At 72.2% G+C, this 24,823-nt stretch carries 20 protein-coding genes; 3 read left to right on the top strand and 17 right to left on the bottom strand.

The genetic code is table 11. The annotated features are described in order from the left end of the window. Positions 1-114: 114 nt before the first annotated feature. Entirely contained in the window at positions 115-1,167 is a 1,053-nt protein-coding gene (locus MXD59_RS03025; RefSeq protein ID WP_248823354.1) for a cation diffusion facilitator family transporter, read from the bottom strand. A 255-nt stretch (positions 1,168-1,422) separates the two neighbouring features. Between MXD59_RS03025 and MXD59_RS03020 the strand changes: the two genes are divergently transcribed. Next, entirely contained in the window at positions 1,423-2,937 is a 1,515-nt protein-coding gene (locus MXD59_RS03020) for a methionine--tRNA ligase (protein ID WP_248823353.1), read from the top strand. Positions 2,938-3,014: 77 nt separating this feature from the next. Here the strand turns inward: MXD59_RS03020 and MXD59_RS03015 are convergent, their stop codons facing one another. The 8 genes from MXD59_RS03015 to MXD59_RS02980 all read right to left on the bottom strand — a co-directional run bounded on the left by MXD59_RS03015 (position 3,015) and on the right by MXD59_RS02980 (position 13,438). After that, on the bottom strand, positions 3,015-5,654 hold the full coding sequence (locus MXD59_RS03015; protein WP_283096308.1) for a heavy metal translocating P-type ATPase: 2,640 nt from the start codon (positions 5,652-5,654) through the stop codon (positions 3,015-3,017). Beyond that, entirely contained in the window at positions 5,651-5,863 is a 213-nt protein-coding gene (locus tag MXD59_RS03010; RefSeq protein WP_248815386.1) for a heavy-metal-associated domain-containing protein, read from the bottom strand. Before MXD59_RS03010 ends, MXD59_RS03015 begins: the two co-directional genes overlap by 4 nt. 463 nt (positions 5,864-6,326) lie before the next feature. Further along, positions 6,327-7,352, bottom strand: coding sequence for a porphobilinogen synthase (gene hemB / locus MXD59_RS03005; RefSeq protein WP_248823352.1), 1,026 nt, complete (start codon positions 7,350-7,352; stop codon positions 6,327-6,329). After that, positions 7,349-9,160: a bifunctional uroporphyrinogen-III C-methyltransferase/uroporphyrinogen-III synthase gene (locus MXD59_RS03000; RefSeq protein WP_248823351.1), complete on the bottom strand. Its 1,812-nt coding sequence runs from the start codon at positions 9,158-9,160 to the stop codon at positions 7,349-7,351. Before MXD59_RS03000 ends, hemB begins: the two co-directional genes overlap by 4 nt. 2 nt (positions 9,161-9,162) lie before the next feature. Continuing rightward, complete coding sequence (gene hemC, locus MXD59_RS02995) at positions 9,163-10,377, bottom strand: hydroxymethylbilane synthase (RefSeq protein WP_248823350.1); 1,215 nt, start codon at positions 10,375-10,377, stop codon at positions 9,163-9,165. Beyond that, on the bottom strand, positions 10,374-11,741 hold the full coding sequence (locus tag MXD59_RS02990) for a glutamyl-tRNA reductase (protein WP_248823349.1): 1,368 nt from the start codon (positions 11,739-11,741) through the stop codon (positions 10,374-10,376). The genes hemC and MXD59_RS02990 overlap by 4 nt, the downstream gene beginning before the upstream one ends. Then, positions 11,738-12,937 carry a redox-sensing transcriptional repressor Rex gene (locus tag MXD59_RS27700; RefSeq protein WP_248823348.1) on the bottom strand — a complete coding sequence of 400 codons (1,200 nt, stop codon included), beginning with the start codon at positions 12,935-12,937 and terminating at the stop codon, positions 11,738-11,740. The genes MXD59_RS02990 and MXD59_RS27700 overlap by 4 nt, the downstream gene beginning before the upstream one ends. A 189-nt stretch (positions 12,938-13,126) precedes the next feature. After that, positions 13,127-13,438 carry a glutaredoxin family protein gene (locus MXD59_RS02980; protein WP_248823347.1) on the bottom strand — a complete coding sequence of 104 codons (312 nt, stop codon included), beginning with the start codon at positions 13,436-13,438 and terminating at the stop codon, positions 13,127-13,129. A gap of 179 nt (positions 13,439-13,617) precedes the next feature. Here MXD59_RS02980 and MXD59_RS02975 point away from each other — a divergent pair, with 179 nt between their 5' ends. Beyond that, entirely contained in the window at positions 13,618-14,547 is a 930-nt protein-coding gene (locus tag MXD59_RS02975) for a sigma-70 family RNA polymerase sigma factor (protein WP_248823346.1), read from the top strand. A gap of 188 nt (positions 14,548-14,735) precedes the next feature. Further along, entirely contained in the window at positions 14,736-15,617 is an 882-nt protein-coding gene (locus MXD59_RS02970; RefSeq protein WP_248823345.1) for an HAD family hydrolase, read from the top strand. A gap of 33 nt (positions 15,618-15,650) precedes the next feature. On the opposite strand, the gene MXD59_RS02965 is transcribed toward MXD59_RS02970, so the two are convergent. The 8 genes from MXD59_RS02965 to MXD59_RS02930 all read right to left on the bottom strand — a co-directional run bounded on the left by MXD59_RS02965 (position 15,651) and on the right by MXD59_RS02930 (position 24,748). Then, on the bottom strand, positions 15,651-17,033 hold the full coding sequence (locus MXD59_RS02965) for a lysophospholipid acyltransferase family protein (RefSeq protein ID WP_248823344.1): 1,383 nt from the start codon (positions 17,031-17,033) through the stop codon (positions 15,651-15,653). 60 nt (positions 17,034-17,093) lie between these two features. Continuing rightward, complete coding sequence (locus MXD59_RS02960) at positions 17,094-18,137, bottom strand: NAD-dependent epimerase/dehydratase family protein (RefSeq protein ID WP_248823343.1); 1,044 nt, start codon at positions 18,135-18,137, stop codon at positions 17,094-17,096. Between the two features lie 236 nt (positions 18,138-18,373). After that, positions 18,374-19,237 carry an SAM hydrolase/SAM-dependent halogenase family protein gene (locus MXD59_RS02955; RefSeq protein WP_248823342.1) on the bottom strand — a complete coding sequence of 288 codons (864 nt, stop codon included), beginning with the start codon at positions 19,235-19,237 and terminating at the stop codon, positions 18,374-18,376. Between the two features lie 234 nt (positions 19,238-19,471). Beyond that, positions 19,472-19,570, bottom strand: coding sequence for a 30S ribosomal protein bS22 (locus MXD59_RS02950; protein ID WP_003948845.1), 99 nt, complete (start codon positions 19,568-19,570; stop codon positions 19,472-19,474). A 106-nt stretch (positions 19,571-19,676) separates the two neighbouring features. Next, complete coding sequence (proC, locus tag MXD59_RS02945) at positions 19,677-20,474, bottom strand: pyrroline-5-carboxylate reductase (protein WP_248823450.1); 798 nt, start codon at positions 20,472-20,474, stop codon at positions 19,677-19,679. Positions 20,475-20,611: 137 nt separating this feature from the next. Next, entirely contained in the window at positions 20,612-22,567 is a 1,956-nt protein-coding gene (locus tag MXD59_RS02940; protein WP_308301632.1) for an acyltransferase family protein, read from the bottom strand. 417 nt (positions 22,568-22,984) lie between these two features. Further along, positions 22,985-23,779, bottom strand: coding sequence for a class I SAM-dependent methyltransferase (locus tag MXD59_RS02935; RefSeq protein WP_248823340.1), 795 nt, complete (start codon positions 23,777-23,779; stop codon positions 22,985-22,987). 72 nt (positions 23,780-23,851) lie between these two features. Further along, positions 23,852-24,748 (bottom strand): sugar phosphate isomerase/epimerase family protein, encoded by an 897-nt coding sequence (locus tag MXD59_RS02930; RefSeq protein ID WP_372511879.1) that lies wholly within the window; start codon positions 24,746-24,748, stop codon positions 23,852-23,854. Positions 24,749-24,823: the final 75 nt, after the last annotated feature.

Below are 24,823 nucleotides of genomic sequence, written 5' to 3'. Positions count from 1 at the left end.
CCGGTCACCCGACAACCCTGGCCTTTCATGCCCTGGGACGGAGCCGCCGCCGTGTTCTCGACATCGGCCGGCGGGGTCAGTGTCGGCCGGCGGGGTCAGTGTCGGCCGGCGGGGTCAGTGTCGGGGAGCGGCCGTCCGCGGGCTGGTGTGGATGGTCGCCGCGGACAGCCGGCGGATGTGGTGCAGCAGATGGGCCTGGGCGGCATGGGCGACGTCGTGGGCGGCGGCCAGGGTGAGGGTGGCGTCCACGGTGACGTCGACCTCGGCGCGCAGGCTGTGGCCGATCCAGCGGATGCGCAGCTCGCGGATGGCCTCGACGCCGGGGGTGTGCAGCAGGGTGCGGGTGGCCTCGGCGACGATCGCCGGGTCGACGGCGTCCATGAGCCGGGCACCGACGACGCGGGCGGCCGAACGCAGCACCCCGAGGATCGCCACGGTGATCACCAGGCCGATCACCGGATCGGCCCCTCTCCAGCCGGCCGCCACGCCGGCGGCGCCGAGCAGAACCGCGAGACTGGTGAACCCGTCGGTGCGGGCGTGCAGGCCGTCGGCGACCAGCGCCGCCGATCCGATGCGGCGTCCCACCCCGATCCGGTAGCGGGCCACGATCTCGTTGCCGACGAAGCCGATCAGACCGGCGGCCGCCACCGCGCCGAGCTGATCGATCTGCTGGGGGTGCAGCAGCCGGTCGATCGCCGCGTAGGCCGCGACCCCGCTCGACAGCGTGATCATCGCCAGGACGGCGAGGCCGGCGAGGTCCTCGGCCCGTCCGTAGCCGTAGGTGAAACGGTCGGTCGCCGGGCGGCGGGCCACCGTGAACGCGATCAGCAGCGGTACCGCGGTGAGCGCGTCGGCGACGTTGTGCAGCGTGTCGCCGAGCAGCGCCACCGACCCGGACAGCACCACCACGATCGCCTGCGCGGCCGCGGTCACCGCCAGACCACCCAGGCTGATCAGCAGCGCCCGCCGGCCGGCCGCGTCCGCCTCGAGCGCGTCGTCGATCTGGTCGGCGCTGTCATGGCTGTGGCTCCCGAACAGATGCCCGCCGAACGGATCCGAGAGCCGGTGGCGCAGCCGTGGCCACCATCGGGTGGACCCGTCCAGATGAGAACGGGCATGGGGATGGCCGTGGGGGTGATCGTGGCTGTGGGTGGGTGCTGGTCCCATGGCCTGGGACGGTAACCCAAAATGATCAATGCGGCATGATCGCAGCTGCCAGTCCGTCGCACCTGTGCGTCATCCGGCGCGGCGTAGGATCTGGCTGTGTCGACGACACGGGTCAACGCCGAGGCGACGAGCAGCCGGATGATGCTGATGCACATGCCATCCGGCCTCTTGCGCGCGTCCTGACAGACCACCGATGAGGCCCCGGGCGGAGCCTCCTCGGGTGAGGCCGCGGCGGGGCGGGAGGATCCGAAACCGATGGGTCGCTACTTCGTGACGACGGCCATCCCGTACGTCAACGGCAAACCACACGTGGGGCACGCGCTGGAGCTGGTCGAGACCGACGCCTACGCTCGCCACCTGCGGGCGCGCGGCGAGGAGGTCCGGTTGCAGACCGGCACCGACGACAACGCGCTGAAGAACGTCCAGAGCGCCGAGGCCGAGGGCATCACCCCGGTGGAGTACGTCGAGCGGGTGGCGGCCCGGTTCATCTCGCTGCGCGAACCGCTGGACCTGTCCTTCGACGACTTCATCAAGACCAGCACCGACCCGCGGCACCGGCCCGGGGTGGAGAAGCTGTGGGCGGCGTGCGCCGAAGCCGGCGACTTCTACCGCAAGAGCTACGCGGGCCTGTACTGCGTCGGCTGCGAGCAGTTCTACGGCGAGGACGAGCTGGTCGACGGGCGCTGCCCGGAGCACGGCACCGTCCCGGACCTGGTCGAGGAGAGCAACTGGTTCTTCCGGCTCAGCCGCTACGCCGACCAGCTGCACGAGCTCATCTCCACCGACCGGCTGCGCATCGAGCCCGCCACCCGCAAGCGTGAGGTGCTGTCGTTCATCGAGGCGGGGTTGGAGGACTTCAGCGCCTCGCGGAGCATGACCCGCGCGCGGGGCTGGGGCATCCCGGTGCCCGGCGACCCCGACCAGGTCATCTACGTCTGGTTCGACGCGCTCGGCAACTACATCACCGCCCCCGGCTACGGTACGGACGAGGCGAGTTTCGACCACTGGTGGACGAGCAGTGACGCGCGGGTGCATGTCATCGGCAAGGGCATCATCCGCTTCCACGCCGTCTACTGGCCGGCGATGCTGCTCTCCGCGGGCGTGCGGCTGCCGGACACCATCTTCGTCCACGAGTACCTGACCGCCGACGGGATGAAGATCTCCAAGTCGGCCGGCAACGCCGAGGACCCGGCCGACATCGTCGCCGCCTACGGTTCCGACGCGCTGCGCTGGTGGATGCTCAGTGACGTGGCCCGAAGCGGCGACACCGACTACACCACCGAGCGTCTGGTCAACCGGGCGAACGAGGATCTCGCGAACAACATCGGCAACCTGGTCAACCGCACGGTGTCGATGGTCCGCCGCTACCGGGACGGGGTGATCCCCCCGGTCCCCGCGGACAATCCGGGCGCGGCCGCCCTGCGCAGGGCGCGCGCGGACGCGCCCGCCGCGATCGACGCCGCCTTCACCGCGTTCGACTACCGGCGGGCCGCCGAGGCGATCACCGCGATCGGCGACGAGGGCAACCGTTACGTCGAGGCGGCCCGTCCCTGGGAGCTGGCGAAGGCCGAACGCAAGCAGGACGCGCCCCCCGCCGCCCTCGACGCCGTACTCGCGGAACTGGTCGCCACCTGCCGTGAGATCGCGACGCGCCTGGTCGCGTTCCTCCCGGAGGCGGCCGCGCGCATCGCCGCCCAGTGCGGCGACGGCGGCGACCAGGTGGCCGAGCCCACGCCGGTCTTCCCCCGGCTGGAGCTGGCCAAGACCTGAGTCCGCCAGCCGGCGGACCCGCCGGACCGGCCCCGCGCGCCGGACCAGCCCAGCGGGGCCGGCTCGGCGGGCGGGGGCTACGGCGGAGTCGGGCGGAAGCGGCGCAGGCGCAGGCTGTTGGTCACGACGAACACCGAGCTGAACGCCATCGCGGCGCCGGCGATCATCGGGTTGAGCAGGCCGGCGGCGGCCAGCGGCAGAGCCGCGACGTTGTAGCCGAACGCCCAGATCAGGTTGCCGCGGATCGTGCGCAGGGTGGCGCGGGACAACCGGATCGCGTCGGCCATCAGCCGTGGATCGCCGTGCACCAGGGTGAGGTCGGAGGCCTCGATCGCCGCGTCCGTCCCGCCGCCCATGGCGATGCCGAGATCGGCCTGGGCGAGCGCGGCCGCGTCGTTCACCCCGTCACCGACCATCGCGACGGTGTGGCCGTCCTGCTGGAGCTGGCGCACCGCGGCGACCTTCTCCTCGGGCAGCACCTCGGAGATCACCTCGCCGGCGGCGATGCCGACCTCGGTGGCCACCGCCCGCGCGACGGCCGTCGAATCCCCGGTCAGCAGGATCGGACGCAGACCGAGGCGGCGCAGGTCGGCGACCGCGGCGGCCGCGGTGGGCCGCACCGTGTCGGCGACGCTGATCAGCCCGCGGGGCTGCCCGGCCCAGCCGACGACGACGGCGGTCCGGCCAAGTTCCCGCTCGCCCGCCAGAGCCCCGGCGAGCACGGGGGGAAGCTCGCCGAACAGGCTGTCCCGGCCGACGACCACCCGATGGCCCTCGACCACCGCGCGCACGCCCAGGCCCGCGTCCCCGGCGAACTCGGTCGCCGGCGGCAGCGTGGCGTCGGCCCGCGCGTCCCGTGCGGCCCGCGCGATCGCCCGACCGATCGGATGCTCGCTGCCGTCCTCTGCGGCTCCGGCGATCCGCAGCACCTGGGCGGCGTCCTCCCCCGGTGCCGGATGGACCTCCGTGACCCGCATCCGGCCGCTGGTGAGCGTCCCGGTCTTGTCCAGCAGCACGACCTGGATGCGACGGGTCGACTCGAGGACCTCCGGTCCTCGGATGACGATGCCCAGCTGCGCGCCGCGTCCGGTGCCGACCAGCAGCGCGGTCGGTGTGGCCAGGCCCAGCGCGCACGGGCACGCGATGATCAGTACGGCCACGGCCGCGGTGAACGCGTCGGTCGTCGACGCGCCGGTAACCAGCCACGCCACCAGTGTGATGAGGGAGGCCACCAGCACGACCGGGACGAACACGGCCGAGACCCGGTCGGCGAGCCGTTGCACCTTCGCCTTGCCGCTCTGGGCCTGTTCCACCAACTGCCCGATCCGCGCGAGCTGCGTGTCGGCGCCGACCCGGGTCGCCCGCACCACCAGCCGCCCGCCGGCGTTCACGGTCGCGCCGACGACGGCGTCCTGCGGTCCGACCTCGACCGGCACCGACTCCCCGGTGACCATGCTCGCGTCGACCGCGGAACGCCCCTCGACCACGACCCCGTCGGTCGCGATCTTCTCGCCGGGTCGCACGACGAACTCCGCGCCGATGCGAAGTTCCTCGATCGGCACCCGGACCTCGACGAACGTGTCCTGAGGACGGTCCGCCGACGCGGCTGGCGCGGCCGGTCGCGTCACGTCGGCGGGACGGCGGATGGTGACCTCCCGCGCGCCCAGGTGCAGCAGGGCGCGCAGCGCCGCCCCCGAACGCCGGCGGGCCCGCAGCTCCAGGAACCGCCCTGCCAGCAGGAACACCGGGACACCGGCGGCCACCTCGAGATAGATCGCCGCGTCGTCCGTGCCGCCGGCGGCCCCGCCGGCCGGTGTCATCCCCGGCATGTTCGCCATGCCTGGCATGTCGTCCATACCGGGCATGGCGGGTGGGGTGGGGTGGGTGCCGATGTCGCCCAGGCCGCCGGTGAACGAGAAGCCATGGCGCATCCCGGGATCTCCGGCGCCGCCGAAGACCAGCGCGTAGAGCGACCAGCAGAAGGCCGCGAGCGTGCCGAGGGAGACCAGGGTGTCCATGGTCGCCGCGCCGTGCCGGGCGCCCCGGGCCGCCGCCGCGTGGAACGGCCAGGCCCCCCAGGTCACCACCGGCACCGTCAGGGCCAGGCTGACCCACTGCCAGTAGTCGAACTGCCAGGCCGGGACCATCGCCAGCGCGATCACCGGCGCGGCCAGCACCGCCGAGACGAGCAGACGGCGGCGCATCAGGCGCAGATCAGCGCCGCCGGGTTCCGCCTCGGGCCGCCCGGCGGGTTCGGCGACCCTGTCCGGATCGGCCCCGCCCCGGTCGGCAGCGGGGCTGTCCGGCTGGGCGCCGGCCGTGGGCTCCGCTGTCGGGGCTGCCGGTGAGAACGCCGGTGCGGCCGTCGCCGTGTAACCGGCGGCACGCACGGCCGCGATCAGATCGTCGACGGACAGTCCGAGGCTGGTGGGCTCGGCGCCGATGGTCTGACCGCTGGCCGCCTGACCATCGGCCGCCGCCGTGTCGGTGTTCAGGATGTCGGTGTTCAGGGTGTCGGTGTTCAGGATGTCGGTGTTCAGGGTGGGAGCGACCCGGGTGATGGTGGCCTTCTCGGTCGCGTAGTTGACCGTGGCGGTGATGCCGTCCAGCCGGTTGAGCTTGCGTTCCACCCGTGCCGCGCAGGACGAGCAGGTCATCCCGCCGATCGCGAGCTCCACCCGGTCAGGGTGCGTGGAGTCGGTGGCGGGCACGGTCAGGCGCGCCCGACGAGTTCGAACCCGGCCTCCGAGATCGCGGCGCGGACGTCCCCGTCGGCCAGCTCCTGCTCACTGACCACGGTGACCCGACCGTCGGCCAGATCGACCGTGATGGTCGAGACCGAGGGCAGCCGCTCCAGCTCCTCGGTCACCGACTGGACGCAGTGGCCGCAGTTCATCCCGGTCACGGTGTAGGCAGTGGTGGTCATCGGCGACCCTCATCCCTTTCTCGGTCTTCGGTCAGCGTGCTCCGCGGGCGACGTCCTCGCCGGGCGGAGCACCCGGGCGGGCACGTCCGGCATGCCGAAGGTACCCCTCCCCCGTATCGTCCACCACTACCCCCGGGGGGTACCAGATCCGAAGCGACGGATGTCACGACCCCGACGCGGACAGAGCCGCCTGCGACCCTGACGCGTCCGCCCGCCCCGGCCCGAGCCGCGCGCGTCACGACACCTGCCGCCACCTGCGTCAACGGTCCGCGGCCACATGGTGACGCCGGTCCGCCACGATGGGCATCCGCGTGACGGCGGCCGCCAGGACACCGACCGTCACTTTGGACGGAGCACCGTCGTCCGATAAACCGCGAAAGTACCAATTTATTGACATGATGCCCGCCTCCCACCATCTGGCCACGAGGGGCCAGCGCGGCAGGGGATCAGTACGACAAGGGGATCAGCGGGTGGACCGCAGGCCGCGGGCGACCTCGACGGCCCAGTAGGTCAGGATGATGTCGGCGCCGGCACGGGCGATGCCGGTGATGGTCTCGGCGATCATGCGGTCGCGGTCGATCCAACCGGCGGCCGCGGCGGCCTCGATCATCGCGTACTCGCCGGAGACCTGGTAGGCGGCGACCGGCACGTCCACCGCGTCGGCCACCGCACGCAGGATGTCCAGGTAGGCCAGCGCCGGCTTGACCATCACCGCGTCCGCGCCCTCGGCGAGGTCCAGCGCCACCTCGCGCAGCGCCTCCCCCACCGACCGGGCCGGGTCCTGCTGGTAGCCGGCCCGGTCGCCGAACCGCGGCGCGCACTGCGCGGCCTCGCGGAACGGGCCGTAGAACGCCGATGCGTACTTCGCCGAGTAGGCCAGGATCGGCAGGTGGGTGAAGCCCCCGCCGTCCAGGGCCTCCCGGATCGCGGCGACCTGGCCGTCCATCATGCCGCTGGGCGCGACGACCTCGGCGCCGGCCCGGGCCTGGGCGAGGGCGATCTCGGCGTAGCGCACGAGCGTGGCGTCGTTGTCGACCTCGCCGTCGGCGGTGAGCAGGCCGCAGTGTCCGTGGTCGGTGTACTCGTCCAGGCAGAGGTCGCTCATCAGCACGACGTCGCCGCCGACCTCACCGGCGAGATCCGCCAGCGCCAGTTGGACGATGCCGCCCGGATCGTCGGCGCCCGAGCCGCGCGCGTCCTTGTCCGCCGGCACCCCGAACAGGATCAGTCCGCCGACACCGGCCTCGACCGCCTCCACCGCGGCCCTGCGCAGCGAGGAACGGCTGTGCTGGACGACCCCGGGCATCGAGGAGATGGGGACGGGTTCGTCCACGCCTTCCCGGACGAACATCGGCAGCACCAGGTCGGCGGGGTGCACCCGGACGTCGGCGACCAGCCGGCGCAGGGCGGGCGTCCGCCGCAGGCGCCGGGGCCGTGCCGTCGACCAGTCCCCCAGCGGCCCGCCGGGCAGCCCCCCGGACACGCTCACCGCCGGGCGCCGCGCCGCGGCTTGGGCAGGCGGGCGGCGAGCGGGCCGATCTTGCCGAGTTCCTCGCGGTGTTCCGCGGCGAACTCGGCCAGGGCGCCGACCAGCGCCGGGATGGACGCCTCCGGGGCCTGGACGTCCACCCGCAGACCGAGTTCCTGGGCGGTCGCGGCGGTGGCCGGGCCGATCACGGCGATCACGGTCGTCTCGTGTGGCTTGCCCGCGATCCCGACCAGGTTGCGCACGGTGGACGAGGAGGTGAACACGACCGCGTCCACCCGGCCGCCCTTGAGCGCCTCGCGGATCGGGGCGGGCGGCGGGGCGGCGCGCACCGTCCGGTAGGCGGTGACGTCGTCGACCTGCCAGCCGCGGTCCTTCAGGCCCGCGACGAGGGTCTCGGTGGCGATGTCGGCCCGGGGCAGCAGCACCCGGTCAAGCAGGTCGAGGGACTCGTCGAAGTCCGGCCAGTCCTCCAGCAGACCCTCGCTGGTCTGCGCCGCCGTGGGGACGAGGTCCGGTCGGATGCCGAACGCCCGCAGCGCGTCCGCCGTGGCCTCGCCGATCGCGGCCACCTTGACCCCGGCGAACGCCCGGGCGTCCAGGCTGCGCTCCTCGACCTTCTCCTGGACGGCGCGCACCGCGTTCACGGAGGTGAAGGCCACCCACTGGTAGCGCCCGGAGACCAGGCCGGTGATCGCCCGCTCCATCGGGGCCGCGGTACGCGGCGGCTCGACGGCGATCGTCGGCACTTCCAGCGGACTCGCGCCGTGCGAACGCAGCAGGTCGGACAGGGTGGCCGCCTGCTCCTTGGTGCGGGGGACGAGCACCGTCCAGCCGAACAGCGCGCGGGTCTCCCACCAGGACAGCTTCGCGCGGGTGGCGACCACCGGGCCGACCGAGATGACGACCTGGGAGACGGGTGCCTGGCTGGCGTTCAGCAGCGGCGCGACGTCGGCCTCGAGGCGGTCCAGCGTGGAGGTGACAGTGCGCTGGTCGGTGGTGGTGCCATCGACGGTGACGGCGACCGGGGTGTCCCCGGGCCGGCCGTGTTCGACCAGGGCGGCCACGACCTTGCCCGTCTCGGTCGGCGCCGCGGTGATGACGAGGGTCCCCGGGGTCTGCGCCAGGGCGCCCCAGTCGAGGTCGCCGGGGGCGGGCGGCGGAGCGCCGAAGCCACCGAAACCACCGCCACCCAGGCCCAGCGGCGAGCCGAAGCCGCTGCCCAGACCCCCACCGAGGCCGCTGCCCAGCCCGGTCATCGGCCGGGCGCCGAGCCGGCCGAAACCGGGTGCGGTCAGCGGCCCGACCGGGTCGCTGCCGCCGAACGGCGACGGCGCGGGCAGCGTGCCCGAGGAGGAGAAGTCACCGGCAGTGGTGGCGAACGTGATCGGCGAGCCGGGTGCGACGCCGGCGTAGGTGGCGACCGCCGCACCGGTGAGGATGCCGGGCACCACCCGGTAGGGGATGCGGGCCTTCGCCAGCGCCTGGGCGTCGGCGGCGCCGATCCGGGTCAGCCACGGGTCGGACGCGTAGAGCCGGACCACCCGGTCACCGGCGCGGGCGCGGCTGACCACGGCGGCCGTCGCGGCCTCGGCGTCCCGGATCGGCTTCGACGCCTCGAGGTCACCGATGCGCAGGACCTCGGCGGTGAGGTGGTCCAGCACGGCGGGTGCGACGTCGGGATCAGCGACGACGAGATCGGCCGCCGCCAGGGTCTCGACCGCGAGCACCGTCAACAACCCGGGGTCGCGGGGACCGGCGCCGACCAGTGCGACCGGGGAGACGGGCTTCTTCGTGCGTCGGGTGGCCATGCTCAGCTAGTTCCCATCAGCGAGTGTGCTCCGGCGGACAGCATGTCGTCCGCGAGGCGCTGCCCGAGCGCCTCCGGGTCGACGGCGGACCCGGTCACGTCACGCCGGAGGACCGTGCTGCCATCCGGCGCGGCGACGACCGCCCGCAGGCGCAGTCGACCCGCGGGGGACGCATCACCGGCCGTTGCCACTGAGCCGGCGCCCACCAGGCCCGCGTCCGCCACCGGCGCCGGCTGTGCCACTGCCAGGGCGCCGACCGGGGCGGTGCAGCCGGCCTCGATCGCGGCGAGGAACGCGCGTTCGGCCCTCACCGCGATGGACGACGATGCGTCATCGAGCACAAACCGTAGCAGCTCGGCGAGGGCACCATCGACGGGCTGACCATGATCTGGCCACGTTTGGCCACCGGTCGATCCCGCAGACGCGCGCCACGCCGCCGTCACGTCCTGGATCTCCCGGTTCACCCCTTCACGTTCGGTCATCGGCGCGCCGACCAGAACCCGCCCCGGACCGGCCAGCACGAGCCCGCCACCACCGCCGCACTCGATCGCGAGCGCCCCCTGGCCGGGCGCCGGCAGCATCACCTCCGGGTCGATGACCTCGGTGACGGCGTCGAGCCGGTCGAGGCGGGCGAGCCCGGCGTAGGCGAGCACGACCGCGTCGACCTCGCCGTCGATGGCCTTCTTGATCCGGGTGTCGACGTTGCCGCGGATCGGGACGACGTCAAGGTCCAGCCTGAGCGCCCGCAGCTGCGCGGCACGGCGCGGCGACCCGGTCGCGACCCGAGCGCCGCGCCCGAGCTCCCGCAGCCGCCGGCCGCTGGGTGAGACCAGCACATCCCGAGTGTCCTCCCGGGGCGGGACGGCGGCCAGGACGAGGCCGGGCGGGGTCGCGGTCGGCAGGTCCTTCAACGAGTGCACGGCGAGGTCGATCTCCTGCGCCAGCAGCGCGTCCCGCAGCGCGCTGACGAACACGCCGGTGCCACCGATCTGGCTGATCTCCGCGGCCGAACGGTCGCCCGCCGTGACGATCGGGATCAGGTCGACCTCGCAGCCGACCTGCGCGCGGAGCTGGTCGGCGATCATCCCGGACTGGGCCATCGCCAGCGCCGATCGGCGGGTGCCCAGCCGCAGTCGACGCCCGGCGAAGTGGGCGCGCAGCTGCGCGCGCCGCCTCGCGGGTTCGACGTGGTCGCTGGTCGGGTCGGTCGCCGTCACGAATGCTCCACAAGATCAAGATCGGGCGCGGACACCACTGCGGGTACCTCGCGCGGCAGGTCGAACAGTTCCCGCAACGCCTCCGCGTAGGAGTCGCCGCCGGGTGCGCCGGCCAGCTGCTGGACGCGCACGGTCGGGGCGTGCAGCAGCTTGTCCACGACGCGGCGGACCGCCCCCTGCACCTGTTCCCACTCTCGACTGTCCAGGTCAGGCAGGCGGGTACGCAACCGGGCGAGCTCCGCGCCGACGACGGAGTCGGCGTGGGCGCGCAGCGCCACCACGGTCGGCGCGACCCGGTCGGCGCGGCGCCGGTCGAGGAATCCCGCGACCTCGGCCGCGACCAGCCCGCGGACCGCCTCGACGTCGTGCGCCACCTGCGCCCCGTCCAGGGCGACCCGCAGCGTCTCGATGTCGATGAGGCTGACCCCCGCCAGCTCACGCACGCCCGGGTCGATGTCGTGCGGGAGCGCGAGGTCGAGGAAGACCAGGGGTCGCCCACCGCGCCCGGCGAGGCCGGCGGCCGTCATCTCCTGGTCGACGACCAGGCCCGCGGCACCGGTGGAGGAGATCACCAGGTCCGCCAGCATGATCTCGTGCGGCAGGTCCGACAGGCTCACGACCCGCCCGCCGTGCAGCTGCGCGACCCGGTCCGCCCGGGCCGCCGTACGGTTGGCGATCACGATGTCGCTGGCTCCGGCACGCCGCGCCGTCTGCGCCGCCAGCGAGCCGACCGCGCCCGCGCCGATGAGCAGCACGCGGGCACCCGCCAGCGGCGGCTGCGCGGGCTGGGCGGGCTCGGTCAGGGGTGCGACCGGGGTCTCCGCCAGGACACCGAGACTCACCGCGGCCAGTTGGATGCCCACCGCTACGATGGACGCACCGGCGGCGTCGATCGACGTCTCGGAATGGGCCCGCTTACCGACCCGCAGCGCCGCCTGGAACAGGCCCGACAGCGCGGCACCACTGCCCCCGGCCTCCTGCGCGGCCCGGTACGCGCCACGTACCTGCCCGAGGATCTGGGACTCGCCCACCAGCATGGAGTCGAGCCCGCAGACGACGGAGAACAGGTGCCCGACCGCCCGCGCGTCGTGGTGGACGTAGAGGTGCGCGGCCAGGTCGGCGAGGTCGATGCCGCAGATCCGGCTCAGCTGGTCGGAGATGTCGGCGACGCCGCCGTGGAAGGTCTCGACCTCCGCGTAGAACTCGGTGCGGTTGCAGGTGGAGAGCACGACCGCCTCGTTCACGTGCGCGGCCGCCGTCAGATCGTGCAGGACCTTGGGGGTGTCCGCGGGCGAGACCGATGCCTGCTCCAGCAGGGAGGTCGGCGCCGTGCGGTGGTTGAGTCCGACGACCAGCAGGCTCATGCCCACTCCCCACCCGGACCACCCGAGGCACTCGGGCGGGCGGCGAACATCGGCGGCGCGGCCACCACACCGCGCGGCAGGACCGGCGGTGTCGGTTGCCCCGACCAGCCTGGTTGCCCCGGCCAGCCTGGTTGCCCCGACCAGCTCGGTCCGATCTCGTGCACGACCTGCGCCGGCCGTGCCTGTCCGGCTTGACGAGTCACCCGCACGACCCCATCCGTCTCGCTTGTCACCCTGTCCGGCCGGGAGTTCACCCCACGTGCCGCTGTCGTCGGGGGCGGATCGCCCAGCCGGTCGCGATCCGCGACGGGTGGCTCCGCCGTCGGCGTCGTCGCCAGCCCCGGACGCGGTTCGCCCACCGCCCCGGCCAACCTCCGCGGCCGCGCCCGCGCTCCGCTGTGGACCTCGAGGGCGCCACGGGCACTGACCGTCGTGGCGGAATCCGCGGCCTTGCCGGTCCGCACGGGCGGGGCGGGGCTGGACGACCCGTCGGCGGCGGATGCCGCCGGTCGTTTGCGCGCCTCGTGGAACGAAAGGATCTGCAGTTCCACGGCGAGGTCGACCTTACGCACGTCCACCCCTTCCGGCACCATCAGAACCGTGGGGGCGAAATTGAGAATGCTCGTGACCCCCACGGCCACCAGCCGGTCACACACCCGTTGTGCCGCAGCCGCCGGAGTGCAGATCACCCCGATCGTGACGGCACACTCGGCGATCACCTGCTCCAGCTCGTCGACGGGACGGACGACCACCTCGCCGACCCGCTCGCCGACCCGGTCGGGATCCGCGTCGACCAGAGCCACGATACGGAAACCCCGCGCATGAAACCCCCCGTAACCGGCGAGAGCATGGCCAAGATTGCCCACCCCGACCAGAAGGACGGAACGGTCCTCGGTGAGCCCGAGCCGCGTGGCGATGCAGTCCAGCAGGACATCCACCTCGTAGCCCACCCCACGGGTGCCGTAGGAACCCAGATAGGACAGGTCCTTGCGGACTTTCGCCGACGTCACCCCGGTGGCGGCGGCCAGCGTGTCGGACGACACAGTGTGCACGCCATGATCCGCCATGGTCGTCAGTACGCGGAGGTAGAGCGGGAGCCGGGCCACCGTCGCCTCCGGCACCGATGATCGGTTGGCCGCCGGTTCACTGCGCGCACGTCGCCTGATGACCGCTGGGCGACGCCGTGGCTGGCTCATCCGCGGCTCCGATCTGCGGGCACGCGTCCCTCGCTGCGAGGACGGGAGATCCCGTCAGAAGTCGCGGGCCCATCTTTCGTGGCCTTGCCGATCCTCGTCGAGGTGCGGCACCACAAGTCAGATGTCGTCGGGCAGTGTACGACTTCGTGAAGCGATTCACGAAGTGCACGAAAGTGCTCTGGACATGGATCAGGGACGGCCGCTGGGACGCATCGACCATCGGCCGCCGCCGACGAGGGCCTGGCGCAGCCGCTCCTGCTCCACCCGCCAGTAACCGTGCTCGCGGCCGTCGACCAGGGTGACCGGCACCCGGTCGCCGTACTCGTCGGCGAGCCGGACGTCGGAGTCGACGTCGACCTCGTGCCAGCCGACCCCCTCCTGCGCCGCGACGCGAATGATCGCGTCGCGGGCGGTGTCACACAGGTGGCAACCCACCCGGGTCAGGAGCGTGATGCGGGCCTCGCCGTCCGGTTCCGCGGAGCCTGGGCCGTCGGGTCTCATGCCCCCGATGGTAGGTCCAGGCCGTGCTTGGGAGGGCCGGTGCGGGGCGGCCGCGGGCGACCCGGATGCGATCCCCGACTGCCACCCGTACGCGGTACAGCTACACTCAGCTACCTGAGTCCTTGTCCACCGAGGCCTCGCGGCCGTCCTGGCGCGACCGAACCTCCGGAGTCCGGACTGTGACCGACTGCACGTTCACCAACGTCGCCGCCGGCCCTGCCAGTGCACGGCGAGGCCGGAACGTGCGACCGGCCCCTGCGCTGTCTCCCGCGACCGGCCGACCGGTCGGCCGGGTTGGCCGGGTTGGCCTGCCTGGCCTCGTCCGGCTCGGCCGCTGGCTGCTCGCCACCTCGGTGGCGTCGACGGGCGCGTCACCGCCCATCGACGCACCCGCGGAGCGCACCGCCGCCGATCCCACCGCCGCGATACCCGGCCCGGACCGCCCCGGCCGCAGCAGCGACAGCCCGGACGCCCCCAGCAGCTCGACCGCCCCGGCGGGCGGACCGGACCCGGCCGCGGAACCCGACCGGCACGAACCCGCCGACCAGCGTTGGGCGGCCCTGGTCGCCCGGGCCAGCCGGGGCGACAGCGATGCCTTCGGTGAGCTCTACGACCACTACGCCGATCGGGTGTTCCGCTACGCGCTCTACCGGGTGGGCGGTGATCCGGCGGCGGCCGAGGACGTCGTCAGCGAAACGTTCCTCCGGGCACTGCGGATGATTGGTGCCTTCACCTGGCAGGGCCGCGACATCGGCGCCTGGTTCATCACCATCGCCCGCAATCTGCTGGTTGACCAGGCCCGTTCCGCGCGGCGTCGCTTCGAGATCCCGACCGCGGACATCCTCGCCGCCGCCGACCGCGACCACCGGCACGTCACGCCCGGCCCCGAGGAGCTGATCGTCGCGGGCCTGACCCGCCAGGAACTGCTGGAAGCGATCCAACGCCTGGGGCCGGACCAGCGGGAGTGCATCGCGCTGCGGTTCCTCGAGGAGATGTCGGTGCGCGAGACCGCGCTGGCGATGGGCCGCAACGAGGGCGCCGTGCGGGCCCTGCAACTGCGCGCGGTACGCACGTTGGCGCGCTCCCTGCCCGCGCACAGATCGGCCTGAGTACCGATCCATCGGATCGGACTCGCGATCCGCGGAATTTTCCGGCGAATCACCGACCCGCCCTGCGCGTTGTTGTTGGCGGGAGCACCTTCGCGCCATCAGATCCCCGCCGGGAGCCGTCCGCAGACAGCATCGCGCCGTAGTCTGACGACACGTTGACGGGCGCAGGACCGCATGGAGATGACCGGATGAGGGTGCGACGCAAGGGTGCGGCCGAGATCAGGCAGGCGGCCGAGGCTGCGGCGATCGCCGCGCTGAAGGTCGCGGCGCAGGAAGTCCCTCGTCCACCGTTCGACGAGTCCACGGCCGCCTTCTTCGACGTCGACAACACGGTGATGGCCGGCGCGTCGATCTTCTACTTCGCCCGCGGTCTGGCCGCCCGGGACTTCTTCGACTCCCGCGATCTGCTCCGCTTCGGGCTGGCGCACCTGACCTACCGGCTGCGCGGGCAGGAGAACCCCGACGGCATCCAGGACGCCCGGGAGACCGCCCTCGCCTTCGTGGCCGGCCGTTCGGTCGCGGAGATCGTCCGCTACGGCGAGGAGATCTACGACGAGCGGATGGCGGAGCAGATCTACTCGGGCACCCACGCGCTCGCCCAGCAGCATCTGGACGCCGGCCAGCGGGTCTGGCTGGTGACCGCGACCCCGGTGGAACTCGCCTCGGTGATCGCTCGCCGCCTGAGCCTGACCGGTGCGCTGGGCACCGTCAGCGAGGTCCGCGACGGTTCCTACACCGGCAGGCTGGTCGGCGGGCTGCTGCACGGCCAGGCGAAAGCCGAGGCGGTGGCGGCCCTGGCCGAACGTGAGGGGCTGGATCTGTCCCGCTGCTGGGCGTACTCCGACTCGATCAACGACCTTCCGCTGCTCTCCCTGGTCGGCCATCCGGTCGCCATCAACCCGGACCCGGATCTCAAGGCGATCGCCCGGGAACGGGACTGGCCGGTCAAGGATTTCCGGACGGCCCGCAAGGCGGTCCGGATCGGCATTCCGGCGGCCGCCGGCGCGGGCGCGCTCGCCGGCGGTGTCGCGGCCGGGATGGCGCTGCGGCGGCGGGTCGTCAGCGCCTGATCCGCCCACGACCCACTGGCCGGCTGGCCCCTGTCAGAAGAAGACCGAACGGCGCTGCATCAGCAGGCTGTACAGCGTGTGCTGAATCGTCTCCCGGATACTGTCGGTGAGCTCGAAGACGAGCATCGGATCGTCAGCCGCCTCCGGCGGATGAACATCGGTGGCGACCGGCTCACCGAACTCGATGTACCACTTCGATGGCAACGGGACCAGACCGAACAACCCCAGCCAGGGGAAGGTCGGTGTGATCGGCAGATAGGGCAGTCCGAGCAGTCGGGCCAGTGACTTCGCGTTCCCGATCATCGGATAGATCTCCTCCGCGCCGACGACCGTGCACGGAATGATGGGCACGCCGGCCCGCAGCGCCGCCGAGACGAATCCGCCCCGGCCGAAACGCTGGAGGGTGTAGCGATCCCGGAAGGGCTTTCCCACCCCTTTGAACCCCTCCGGCCACACGCCCACGAGATGGCCCGCACCCAGCAGCCGCTCGGCGTCGGCCTGACAGGCCAGCGTGTTACCGATCTTGCGGGCGAAGGGCGCCAGGAACGGCACCGCGAACACGAGATCCGCCGCCAGCATCCGCAGGTTGCGGTGGGCGGGATGGTGGTCGAGGATCGCCATCGCCATCATCAGGGCGTCCACGGGCAGGGTGCCGGAGTGGTTGGCGACCACCAGGGCACCACCGGTGTCGGGAATGTTCTCCAGACCCCGGGTCTCGACGCGGAAGTAGTCGCGGTAGATCGGGCGCAGCAGCGGAGCGAGCACGTGCTCGGTCAGATCGGCATCGAAGCCATGCTCGTCGATGACGTAGTCGCCGGTGATCCGGCGGCGCAGAAAGGCGAGCACGCCCGCCAACGCCGACTCGAGGTCACCGGTGCCCGCGCCGGGTCGCTCGGCGTCGTCCGCCGGCCGGTCGGCATCGTCGGCCGTCCGGTCGGCGTCGCCGACCGCGGGCCGCGGGCCCATCTCGGTGACCGTGGCTGGCGGATCGGCCGACGCGGGGCCGTCCAGCGTCCTGCGGCGGGCTCGAGGTGCCCGCGCTACCTCACCGGTCGCACCGGTCCGGCCACGCGACGGTGTTTCCGCGGCCGTGCGGGAGGCCGCGGGGGTCCGGTTCGCATCCCGCGGGCCGGCGGCGTCCGGGCCGACACCGCGCAGGGGGGACTCGCCACCGTCGTCGGCGTCGGGGGTGGCACGTGCCGCGGCGGGAGCGGTCGGCTTGGTCGCGGCGGTCGGGGTGGTCGAACGGCGCTGTGCCGGCTGGGTGGTGCCATGCGCGGTGGTGCCACGCGCGCGGGTCCGGTCACGGCGGGTGGCACCGGGCCTCGCGCCCTCCTGGTCCGGATGTCGGTCACCGTTGAGTTGGATGATCTTCGCCTCGCCCTGTGTGGGCTCGGGTACGTCACCGTCGGACATGAACGCCGCCGCCTTCCCTGGCTTCCCGCCGGGCATGGCGGAACGTCGCGAACCGGGCCGTCATCGCGCCGAACCCGCCAGCCGTCGCCGGTTCAGCGAACCGAGCAGACCATGTTCGACGCGGGAGACCAGCTCGTGATCGATGGTGAATCGAAGGTCCCGGTACCGCACGAACGCGTCGAAGGTCTCCACCGTCGAATACCGCGGGCGGTAGCCGAAAACCCCGATCAGCCGACTCGTGTCCACCGCCCGCCCATGCGTGAGCAGATCGAGCTGCTCCGCGGAGTAATCGATGATCCGTAGTCGGCGGGCGAGCCCCCCGAGCAGTTCGATGGCCGGGAAGGGAGCGGGAACACTCGGCCGGCCGGCCCGTCGAATCGCCTGCGACAGCAGCATCACGCCATCCCCCGCGACGTTGAAGGTACCCGCGTGGTGGCCGCGCGCGGCGCGCAGCAGCACCGCGAGCGCGTCGGTGGAGTGCAGCAACTGGATGCGCGGGTCGAAGCCCAGCACCGTCGGCACCACCGGAAGATCCAGGTAGAGTGCCAGCGCGTTGTCGGAGTGCGGGCCGAGGATGTTGGTGAACCGCAGCACGGTGACCGCGATGTCGGGCCGGCGCCGGCTGAATCCGCGCACGTAGCCCTCGACCTCGACGGCATCCTTCGCATAGCCGGCCACGGGCAGCGCACGTGGCTGTGTGTCCTCGGTGAACAGCGCGGGATCACGCGCGGAGGAACCGTAGATCGCGGTGGTGGACTTCACCACGAGCCTGGTGACCGTGGTCGATTTCTGGCACGCGGCGAGCAGCTGCATCGTGCCGATCACGTTCGTCTCCTTCATCGCGGCTCGACCGCCGGCTCCCAGCGGCGTCGCGATGACGTTGAGATGCAGCACCGTGTCAATACCGGTCGCGGAGATCACCTTGGCGATCAGCGGATGGCGGATATCGGCACGAACGAAATGAGTACGGCCGAGATCGGCCGTGGGAACGGTGGTGTCAACACCGATCACCGATTCGATCTCGGGATCGGCTGCCAGCACGGAGGCGACCTCGGCGCCCAGCGGACGGGCGACACCGGTCACCAGAACCCGGCGTGGTCTCATCGCAGTCTCCCCGGAACGGCCCGGCCCCGACGCGGTGACGTGCCACGCCACGGCTGATCGCGAGATGCCCCCGCAGACCACCAGCCACCCGTCCACCATCCACCGGGTGCTCGTGGCTGCGCCATCGTCCTCGTCATCGTACGCGCACACACGCCGCATTCACTGCGCAGCGTAAGGATGCGGCGGCGCGTTAGCTACTCTGAGTAGCCATTTCGCGGTGGTGGGCGGCCGCCGGGTCAGACGGACAGGGGCAGATCCCGGACTATCTGAAAGGGAGACGTCTCGCGGGGCAGTTGGCTGACGACGACGGCGTCCTCCCGGCGCAGCCGCAGCGCGTCGCTGGCACGCCCGCAGTTGACCGCGATCATCAGACGGCGCAGCGCGTCCTCGCAGATCGTCACGCCACCCCGGGGCACCTCGCCGTAGGTGTGGGTGAAGGTCAGCCGCATGGCCCGACTGCCGGTGCGGACCTGCACGGGATCGCCGAGCAGGATGCCGGCGGCCTCGAGGTCGTTACGCGTCATGTTCAGCGACAGGTTGCCGAAGTGGTCGATCGAGACGACCTCGCCGTGCACATGGTCGTCGTCGACGACGCAGCTGCGGGGCCGGAACTGGATGAGGCTGGCCGCGTCGAGGGGCGGGCCGACCTGGGCCAGGTCGAGGCCCCCGGCGATCCGGGCGGCGACCGGCGCGTAGACGTCACGCCCGCGAAAGACCGCGGTCGGCAGCGGCAGCCACAGTTCCCGGTTGGCGATCTCGCGAACCTCGACGATCCCGCCGCGGGCCTCCCAGGCCAGCGAGGCGACGCCGTTGTCCGGGCAGACGAACACCGAGCCGTCGGCGGCACGAACCGCGATTCCCCGGGTGTACCCGTCCGCGTCGAGGCGCTCGACAACGACGAGATGGATGCCGATCGGCAGGTAGCCCACCGCATCGGCCAAGGTTATGGCGGCATGACCGACGTCCTGCGGTGCGATCCCATGACAGAGATCAAGCACGCGGGCCGACGGGGCATGCCTGGCGATCACACCGTGACAGACGCCGACAGAGGCGTCGTCCACACCGTAGTCGGACAGGAAACTGATCCACGAACTCGCCATCTCACTCCCCTGCCTGCGTCAGCACGCGGCAACGCCACCTTGTGACGCCAGCCTGCCACACCGCAATCGTCAGAGCACGTAGAGCGATATGCCGTGCTTCCCTGAGGTACATGACAGGGTGCTGGTGGCGGGCCGGTGACCAGGCAGGCGCCCGTGCTGGACGCGGTCAGCCGGATCGTCCGACGGACGGGCTCGGACGAGCGGAGTCACAGGAGCGAGACGGCGGGGCCGTGCCTACTTCTTGTTACGACGCTGGACGCGCGTGCGCTTGAGCAGTTTGCGGTGCTTCTTCTTGGCCATCCGCTTACGACGCTTCTTGATGACTGAGCCCACGTACCCGACCGATCTATGTTGAGGAGGTTACCGAGCGAGCCTACCCGCCTCGGCGGGCAAACACGGGAGCCCGGTGCTCCGGGCTGCCAGCGACGACGCTGGTCGGCTAGGTCTGGCCGAGTTCGCGGGAGCGGTCGCTGGCGGCCAGGCAGGCGTCCATCAGCGCCGCGCGCACCGCCGCGCGATCCAGGTGATGGAGCGCGGCGATGGTCGTACCGGCCGGCGAGGTCACCGCCTCACGCAGCAACGCGGGGTTCTCGCCGGTCTCGGCCAGCATCCGCGCGGAGCCGGTCGCGGTCTGGGTGACGAGCTGCGTCGCCAGCGCCCGCGGCAGCCCGAGCCGCACCCCGGCCTCGACCAGAGCCTCGACCACGTAGAAGAAGTAGGCCGGCCCGCTGCCCGACAACGCGGTCACCGCGTCAAGGCTCGCCTCGCTCACCCGGACGACCTGACCGACCGGCTCGAGCAGCGCCTCGGCCGCGGCCAGATGCCTGTCCCCAGCGTGCTGACCGGCGCAGATCGCCGACATCGCCGCCCCGACCAGCAGCGGCGTGTTGGTCATGACCCGGATGACCGGCGGCTTCGACGGCAGGTGCCCCTCGATCGCCGCGGTCGTCACCCCGGCCGCCAGCGACACGACCAGCGTGTCGGCGGCCACCACGGGGGCGACCTCGGTGAGCGCGGCGGCGACGTCCTGCGGCTTGACCACGACCAGCAGGACGTCCGCCCGCTGCGCGACGACCGTCGGCGGATGAACCTCCACCCCGTGCTGACCCGCGATCTCGGCCGCCCGGGCCGCGTCCTTCTCCGCCACGACGACGTCCTCGGCGGCGTGCCCGGAGGCGAGCAGGCCGGCGAGCACCGCGCTCCCGAGCCTGCCCGCCCCCATGACCCCGATGACCATGAACGTCCCTTTCCTCAGCCCTTGATCCAGCGTGTCCAGTTCGTCCAGCTTGCCGGCCAGGAGAGTATGGCCCACCCGGACGTACCCCCGCAGCCGACCGCCCCCCACCCACGCCCGGCCACCGCCGGACCCGCGGGTCAGCCCGCCAGGGGCCGACGCGAGACGCCGCGCGATGAGTGCCAGGGGTCCTCCACGCGTGCGGGAACGCCCGTCTCGCGGGGTGCGACGATCAGCTCACCGGGGTACACCTCGTCCACGTACGCCGGATCGGCGGGCAGCCGACTCGGACCGGTCACCGGATCCCAGCCGGCCACCGACCACCGATGATCATATGCCGGCGGGGCGGGCGGACCGGGGACGGCGCCCACCGGATCCACCGGGACATCGGCGTAGCGGACGTCGCCGTGGGTATCCATCCCCCGGGCGGCGTGGCTCGCGTACCCGACGGGGACACGCGCATAGCCCTCATCCACCCAGACGTCGTCGGTCTCCGGTTCGCTGGACCACGGGTATCCCAGCTCGGATGACCGCGTCGGGCTGCCGCGCCGGAGGGCGAGGGTGTCCTCACCGGCGCGGACCATGCCCGCCCGGGGGCTCGGGCGGCCCTCGTCCGCGGACTCCCACCGCCAGCGCAGCCCGGCGGTGTCCTCCACCCGCCGCTCGGCGGGATGCGCGAACCGCTCCGCCACGGCGACGGCCGCCCGTCGCGGGCCACGCGGGGTGTCCGCCCACCCCGGACGCATCCGCTGCGCCGGGCGCTCGATCAGACGATGGGAGAAGTAGGCGACGAACGTGCTGGCCGCCGCCGCGCAGACGACTGCCGGCCACAGGCCGATCCGGGGCACCAGCTGTCCGTTGGCCGCCGAGATCACCGGGTAGTGCCACAGGTAGACGCTGAAGGTCATCTTGCCGAGGGACGCCATCCGCGGCCGGCCGAGCAGCCGCACCCAGGCGGCATCCCGGCGAAGGTCGGCGCTGAGCACGACGATCGCGGCCAGCAGCGCGCTCGGCAGGTAGGCGGCGCGGTCGAGCCAGTTCGCGGCGTGGACGTTCTTGTTCGGGCCGAGGAAGGCGAACAGGACCAGCCCGATCGCGGCGGCGAGCCCCAGCGCCGCGATGCGTCGTCCCGCCGGCCACCGTCGTACGACGGCCGCGGTGGCACCAGTGGTGCTGTCGCTACCGGTCCGAGGTCGCGAGGCGTGTCGCCGATGGCCCTGAGCCCTCGCCGCCGACCAGGTCGACGCGACGCGACGTCCGGACGGCCCGGGTGGCGTGGACGGCAGCGGCAGCGGCAGCGGTGGCGTGGGCGGCACGGGCGGAGCGAGGTCCTCGGCCCGGGACAGGGCGCGCAGGCGGGTGTCGCGCCACACCGCGAGCAGGCATCCGATCAGCAGCGGGGCGACATGCGTGTCGAGAGCGAGGTAGACGCGGGTGTGCGGCGCACCGTCGCCTGCCAGGACGTAGGTCCAGCCGGCCAGCATCAGGACCAGGCCGAGCAGGATCAGCCCGAGGTGCCGGCGCAGCCGCGCGGACCGGCGCACCAGCACGAACATCACCGGCCACAGCAGGTAGAACTGCTCCTCCAGGGAGAGCGACCAGACGTGGGCGAGCCAACGTCCACCCGCCTCCGGGTGCGCGACCTTGTACCAGTTGTTCACATTGAAGAAGGCCGATGTCGCACTGCCGACGAAATCGTCACGGAACGCGGTGTCGTCCCATTTGAACAGCGCCGTGACCAGAAGCCCCACGAACAGGTAGACCCACATCGCCGGCATGAGCCGGAAGGCTCGCCGGACCAGGAACCGACCGATCGAGACGGTTCCGGTCCGATGATGTTCGGCCAGCAGCAGCGCCGTGATCAGAAATCCGCTGAGCACGAAGAAGACATCGACCGCGACGTTGCTCGCTCGAATCGCACCCATGTGACCGGCGAGGATCACATAGATACAGATCACCCGTATACCGTCCAGAGCCGGATGGTAGGCGAACTTCGCCGCGGCCTGGGCTGCCTGGGCGGCCTGTCCCGTCTGTCTTGCATCGGCCCGATGGCCCGCCGATCCGCCGGCGGGTCGGCGGTGCGACGGAACCGTCACCTGTGGTTTTGACTTGGTAGCACCCCGCACTAGGGCCGTCGCCTCCTCGATCAGCGCGCCGACGGGCGGCACCCTGCGTCCGGGGTGGGCATACGACGGCGGGATGAGCCGTGCACTGTCATCCCCACCGGAGGCGGCGCGGCGGCGAGGCCCTGCGGCCAGACCATCCACGCACTGCACCGGCGAAGTACGACTCCACCCCGCGATCGCGGCCAAGACTAACGGATCGAAGCACGAGAGAGAAACCGACGATGAATCACACGACTCGATTCGACGTGACGTATTCGATTCATTACAAACAAGCACACATCCAAAGCAAAACGGGACCACTATCGGGGTGCTCGAAGGTCGTCCCGCGTTACATCTGGAGATAGCCGAGCGGGGGTACCCGAACAGCTACCCTCCGGGCGGCTCGTACTACTCGGCGAGCGTCGACGACCCGGGTTGCGCCGGGACGCGGGCAATCACCAACAGGGTACGGAAGGGCTCGACGACGATCCCGTCCGGAAAGGCGCGCAGGACGCTGTCGCGCTCGGCCTCGAGATACTCGCCGAGGTCGGCGCCGATGGCTGCCACATAGGACTTCGAGCGCTGCCAGGTCAGGTAGTCCTCGAGGGCGATCCGCCGCTGCCACCGCCCGGTGAGGGTGACGACCTCCTCGAAGTGGCCCGTCCAGCGCAGTTCGTCGGCGTAGGGGCGGGTGCGGTAGTCGCGCCGGTAGCCGGGGCTCATCCGCTCGAGTCGATCCTGCTGACGTTGCCACCAGCGGGCATCCGACGCGTCGACGTCGTTCCACCAGACGGCGAGCACGCCACCGCCCCGCAGCACCCGGGCGGCCTCCGCGGCGGCGACCGGCACATCGACCCAGTGCCAGGCCTGGGCGTAACAGACGAGGTCGACCGCGTCGGCGCGCAGCGGCAGCGCCTCACCGTCCCCACGCACCGCGGGGAGCCCGGGAGTGGCGGCGAGCAGCCGGGCAAGCATGTCCGGCCCGGGTTCGACCGGCAGGACCCGCGCGCCGCGCCGCAGCAGCAGCCGGGTGGCGATGCCCGTACCGGCCCCGACGTCGACGACATCCGCGCCGGCCAGGGGTCGTCCAAGAATCCGCTCGATGTCGAGCAGGATCTGCTCCGGGTAACCGGGGCGTGTCGCCGCGTACGCGTCCGCCAGCGCGTCGAAGATCGAGCCGGTGGCGGTACGGGCACCGGTCACGGCCTGATTGTGCCGAGGGCTTCGGCCGCTGTCAGCCCCCACCGGGTCGCGAACCACCTGGCCGGACGGTCATCACGACCGAACGCCGGGAGTGTTGGCGGTGCCGCTGTCGGTGCCGGTGGCGGTGGTGTTCGCGGCGCTGGCGAGTGCGGGGGCGGCGAAATGCAGGCGGGTGAAGGCCAGCGCCTCGGCCAGGTCGGCCTCGCGCTGCACCCGGGATTCGGCCCGCCGGGTGTTGATCTCGACCACGATCGTGCCGTCGAATCCGCTGGTCGCGAGTTGTTCCAGCAGTTCGGCGCAGGGCTGGGTGCCCCGTCCCGGGACGAGATGCTCGTCCTTGGCCGAGCCCATACCGTCGGCCATATGCACGTGGACGAGCCGTTCCCCGAGCTCACCGGCCATGGCCATGGCATCGGAACGGGACACGCTGGTGTGGGAGAGGTCGAGGGTGACATGGGCGTAGTCGTCGTCCACCGGCGACCAGTCGGGTGCGTAGGCCGAGACCTCCCGACCGCGGGCGCGCAGCGGAAACATGTTCTCCACCGCGAACCGGACGTCGGTCTCCCCCGCCATCCGCTCGATGCCGGTGATGAACTCACGCGCGTAGTCGCGCTGCCAGCGAAACGGTGGGTGGACGACGACCGTCCCGGCGCCGAGCGTCTCGGCGACGCTGCGGGCGCGCACCAGCTTGGCCCACGGATCGGTGCCCCAGACCCGCTGGGTCAGCAGCAGGCACGGCGCGTGGATCGCCAGGATCGGTATCCCGTGGTAGTCGACCAGGCGACGCAGCGCCTGCGGATCCTGGCTGACCGGATCCGTCCAGACCATGATCTCGACACCGTCGTAGCCGAGCCGGGCGGCCATCTCGAACGCGGACGCCGTCGACTCGGGATAGGTGGACGCGGTGGACAGCGCCACCCGCGCCGCCGGCACCCGCAGCGCCGAGCCGCTCTCGCGCTGCGCCGTCACGATGGCCGGACGACCAGCCCGCCCAGCCGAGGCGACCGGAGCCGAGCGGACCGGGGTCGAGGGAGCCGGGGTCGA

This window comes from Frankia umida, from assembly GCF_023242945.1.
Classification (GTDB): Bacteria; Actinomycetota; Actinomycetes; order Frankiales; family Frankiaceae; genus Frankia; species Frankia umida.
Note: the sequence above shows the minus strand (reverse complement) of the source record. Positions and strands in the feature narration are given on the sequence as shown.